Here is a 4317-nt window from a genome sequence, read left to right on the forward strand (position 1 = left end):
AACAGCATGAAATGGCCCGCACACTGCCTGACACTATTCGGTAAAAAAGTGTCAGGCAGCGACTAGGCCGTCTTTTGCGACCTCGACATCCAGACTAGGCAACATCACGATCTTGGCCGCCGTGGGGAGAAGCGTCAGATACTCATCAGGTTGGGGAATGGCCTGGCCCTGCACGAACATACAGAGGATGTGCTTAAGGAGTTGAGCCTGCGCAGCCTCTAGTGCCTGCTCGAGCGTCGGCGCCTCAGCACACACACCTTGGAAGTCGGGGACGATCACGCGGTAGCCGCGGCTCGCCGGCGTCCAGGCCGCGGGATAGGGCACCAGGAGGTCCAGCACGGCTTGCCGACCGCGGTTACGATGCCCCTCCAGTTTTCGGACTAGCCGCGTTGCGCGCAGATGGGTGTAGCGCTTTAGCATGCTCAGGGACTTGTGCCCGCTGATGGCCGCCACTTCCATAAGGTCGAGGGTGCCCAGTTCGAACAATCGCGAGATCGCCTCATGCCGCAGATCGTGGAAATGTAGGTCGACGATGCCAAGCTTTTGCAGCATGAAGCGCCAGGTACTCTTGAGGCCGTTGGCGGTGTAATGAAATACCTCACCCGAGGTTTGAGGCTCCAACCGCAGCAACACGTTGCGCGCTTTGACGCTTAGCGGTACGTCGCGCTTGGTACCGTTCTTGGTGTCATCGAGGTGGATGATACGGCTGCGCAGGTTCACGCGCTCCCAACGCAAGCCCAATAGTTCTCCCTGGCGCATCGCGGTTTCGAGCGCAAGGCTGACGAGCGCGGCGAGATCTCTATTAGGGTGGGCATGGGCGTAGCGCATAATTAATCGCTCTTCTCGTGGCAAGAGCCGGCGATCTCGCCCTGGAGGCGGCTTGGGTTTTCGGACCTGCGTAACCGGGTTGTGCTCACAGGCGCCCCATTCGATCCGTGCAATGTCGAAGAGATTGGACAGTAAGGCGAGCTCGAGCCGAACGGTCGAGCTCGATAGCACAAGGCCTGTCTTGGCGTTGCGCTGCAGAAGCCGTGTATCGCGGTAACTCGCGATATCGACCGAGGTGATCTCGCAGAGGATTCGGCTTGCTATCGGTGCACGGCGCAGTTGCTCGATCCGATAGCTTTCTTGCACATACCCCTTCTTCAAGACCGAGACCTGACTACGATAGCGCTCGAGCGCTGCATCCAAGGTCATTACCACGCCACCCACCTGCTGCCGTCAAACAGGCAGGCGAGTCTAGAGGGGAATACCGAGGTCGTCAGCTCTGGCGCAACCCTTTCACACGCGTTAGCGGTTGTAGCTGGCACTCGCAGACTGGGTATGGGCCTGATAGGCCTCCCTCTTTCGGACGCATCACCATGCCCATACTGTGGATCATCCTTGCGGTCATGACGGCCACTGTTGGCTTACTCGCCGATGCTGAACGCACCTCCAGCAACCGAACCGCTTCGGTCGATCTCGACGCGCTGGCCTATAACCTGCTCACCTATCGCAATGCCCTGGCTGAGTATGCGCACGCCAATCCGACCATGACCGGCGCGCCCGTCGATTCGGTCCTGGCGCTGCCCACCTGGTACCGCAAGCTGCCAAACGTCTCCGGCTATGTGAGCGCCGGCCAGAGCTTCACCTACTACCCCACGCCGCCCAGCGGGCTGGTCAGCAAGATGGTTGACCTGACCCAGTCTCAAGCTATCGGCACGGTCGTAGCCAGCAAGCTGCAAAGTCCCATCAGCGGCAACATGGGTGTCGTTGTTCCCGCAACTATTCCCAACGGCTCAGCGCTCGCCTACCAGTAGCGATTCCGCGCAACCGTTCCTGAGCCAGATGCGGTTCCGCGCTGACGTCTCATCCGGCTCCAGGCACGGTTCGCCGTGCAGGCCAGATGGCCATCGACAGGGGAATCCCATGCGTGTGTTTTTGTGCGAGAAGCCCAGCCAGGGCAAGGACATTGCCCGAGTGCTCGGCGCCACTGGGCGCGGTGAGGGCTGCATTCGCGGCCAAGGCGTGGTCGTCACCTGGGGGATCGGCCACCTCCTCGAGCAGGCGCCGCCCGAGGCCTACGATCCGCAGTTGAAGTCCTGGTCTCTGGACGCGCTGCCAATCCTGCCGGCGAGCTGGAAGGTCGAGGTCAAACCCAAGACCAGCAGTCAGTTCAAGGTCGTCAAGGCGCTGCTCAAGGAAGCGACCGAACTGGTCATCGCGACCGACGCCGATCGCGAGGGCGAGATGATCGCCCGCGAGCTGCTGGACCATTGCGGCTATCGCGGGCCCATTCAGCGGCTGTGGCTCTCGGCGCTCAACGACGCCTCGATCCGCCAGGCCCTGGCGAGCCTCAAGCCCGGGGCTGAGACCTTCTCCCTGTATCACTCGGCGCTGGCTCGCTCCCGGGCTGATTGGTTGATCGGCATGAACTTCACCCGGCTGTTCACCCTCCTCGGCCGCCAGGCCGGCTACAGCGGGGTGCTGTCGGTAGGACGGGTGCAGACGCCTACGCTGCGCCTGGTGGTCGACCGCGATCGGGAGATCGCCCACTTCATCCCGGTGCCGTTCTGGAGCCTGGACGTACTGCTGGCCGCCAACGGCCAGACCTTCACCGCCCAGTGGCGACCTGCCCGCGACATCACCGATGACGAAGGGCGCTGCCTGGACCCGCTTCATGCCCAGGCGGCGCAGGCGCGCCTCACTGACGGGTCTACCGCCATTGCGGTGTCGGTCGAGACCGAGCGGGTCAAGGAAGTGGCACCCCTGCCCTTCGACCTGGGCACGCTGCAGGAGATCTGCTCGAAGAAGCTCGGCCTCGGGGCCCAGGAGACCCTGAACGTCGCCCAGGCGCTGTATGAGACGCACAAGGCGACGACCTACCCCAGGACCGATTCAGGCTATCTGCCCACCAGCATGCTGCCGGAGGTGTCCACCGTGCTCGATGCGATCCGGCGCACGGACCCGTCCATTGCCCCGGTGCTGGCCAGCATCGATCCGGCGCAGCGCTCGCGTGCCTGGAACGACGCCAAGATCACCGCGCACCACGGCATCATCCCGACCCTGGAGCCCGCCAACCTGGCGGCCATGAGCGACAAGGAACGGGCGGTCTATAGCCTGATCCGCGCGCATTACCTCGCCCAGTTCATGCCCCACCACGAGTTCGACCGGACGGTGGCGGATTTCGACTGCAACCAGGTGGCGTTGCGGGCGGTGGGCAAGCGCATCGTCGTGCCTGGCTGGAAAACGCTGTTCCAGGCCGCGCCTGCCGCTGAGGATGATGAGGACAGCAAGGAGAAGGATCGCTCGCAGATCCTGCCGCCGCTGCAGAACGCCTCCCGCGCCCAGGTGCAGCAGGCTCAGCTCAAGGCGCAGCAGACGCAACCCCCCAAGCCCTACACCGAAGGCGATCTCATCAAGGCGATGAAGACCGTGGCCAAGCTGGTGACTGACCCGCGGCTGGCCGCCAAGCTCAAGGAAACCACCGGCATCGGTACCGAGGCCACGCGGGGAAGCATCATCCAGGGACTGATCGATCGTCAGTTCCTGCTCAAGAAGGGTAAGTCCTTGTGGGCATCCGACGCCGGTGTCTCGCTGATCGCTGCGGTGCCACCGGCAGTGGCCGACCCGGGCACTACCGCCATTTGGGAGCAGGCCCTGGACATGATCGAGGCCGGCACCCTGCAGCTGGATGACTTCATCGCCAAGCAAGGCGCCTGGATCGGCAAGCTGGTCACCCAGTACCGCCACACCACGCTCAACATCAAGGTCCCGGAGGGTCCGCACTGCCCGCTCTGCCAGGGCAAGATGGCGCAGCGAAAGGGTAAGAGCGGCGACTTCTGGTCCTGCCTGCGCTATCCCGACTGCACGGGCCTGGTGAACATCGAAACGTCAAAAGGGAAAGGCAAGGGCGGCCCAGGAAAAGCCAAGCGCAGCAGCGCTTCGGCGTAGGCTCCAGGGCCGGCGGGAGCTTTCTTGCCTTTGTCACGGTCACAGCCCCATAATGAAAGCGTTCCACCCCGCTCGCGCACTGGCGGTCATCAGTGGCAACCCCGGAGTTTCTCGACCTGGTCCTGAAGCTCCACCCCCAAGAGCACGCTAAGCATCGGGTAGGGCGTGTAGATCTTTGCGTGATGCTCTCCCTGTGTCTCCCTGTTCTGCAGCAGACACGCAGCCGTCTAACTCGTGATAAGCGGGTTCAAAGGCACATAGGGCTCACAGAAGGTTCGGTGCACACTGTACTTCGGGCCAACCTGGTGTGTTGGCCCACACTGTTCCTCCCCTTCAGCTGCATTCGAAGGGTAGCCTGGTCCTCTCGGCCATCTCAGGATTGCT

At 62.9% G+C, this 4317-nt stretch carries 3 protein-coding genes; 2 read left to right on the forward strand and 1 reads right to left on the reverse strand.

Annotation, left to right across the window (positions count from 1 at the left end):
* Nucleotides 1–51: 51 nt before the first annotated feature.
* A complete protein-coding gene (locus tag RND78_RS27525; protein ID WP_312733388.1) occupies nt 52–1197 on the reverse strand; it encodes a site-specific integrase in 1146 nt (381 codons plus the stop codon).
* 164 nt (nt 1198–1361) lie between these two features.
* Here RND78_RS27525 and pilM point away from each other — a divergent pair, with 164 nt between their 5' ends.
* Together pilM and RND78_RS27535 are read left to right on the forward strand one after the other, a co-directional pair.
* Nucleotides 1362–1799: a type IV pilus biogenesis protein PilM gene (gene pilM, locus RND78_RS27530; protein ID WP_312733386.1), complete on the forward strand. Its 438-nt coding sequence runs from the start codon at nt 1362–1364 to the stop codon at nt 1797–1799.
* Nucleotides 1800–1908: 109 nt separating this feature from the next.
* Nucleotides 1909–3933 (forward strand): DNA topoisomerase III, encoded by a 2025-nt coding sequence (locus RND78_RS27535; protein ID WP_312733387.1) that lies wholly within the window; start codon nt 1909–1911, stop codon nt 3931–3933.
* The last annotated feature ends 384 nt before the right edge of the window (nt 3934–4317 follow it).

It is taken from the genome of Pseudomonas oryzihabitans (assembly GCF_032027545.1).
Classification (GTDB): domain Bacteria; phylum Pseudomonadota; class Gammaproteobacteria; order Pseudomonadales; family Pseudomonadaceae; genus Chryseomonas; species Chryseomonas oryzihabitans_F.

What these genes read in the sequence shown, in the direction of transcription:
- RND78_RS27525 (WP_312733388.1), bottom strand. Translation starts at nt 1,197, where the DNA reads ATGACCTTGGATGCAGCGCTCGAGCGCTATCGTAGTCAGGTCTCGGTC.
- pilM (WP_312733386.1), top strand. Translation starts at nt 1,362, where the DNA reads ATGCCCATACTGTGGATCATCCTTGCGGTCATGACGGCCACTGTTGGC.
- RND78_RS27535 (WP_312733387.1), top strand. Translation starts at nt 1,909, where the DNA reads ATGCGTGTGTTTTTGTGCGAGAAGCCCAGCCAGGGCAAGGACATTGCC.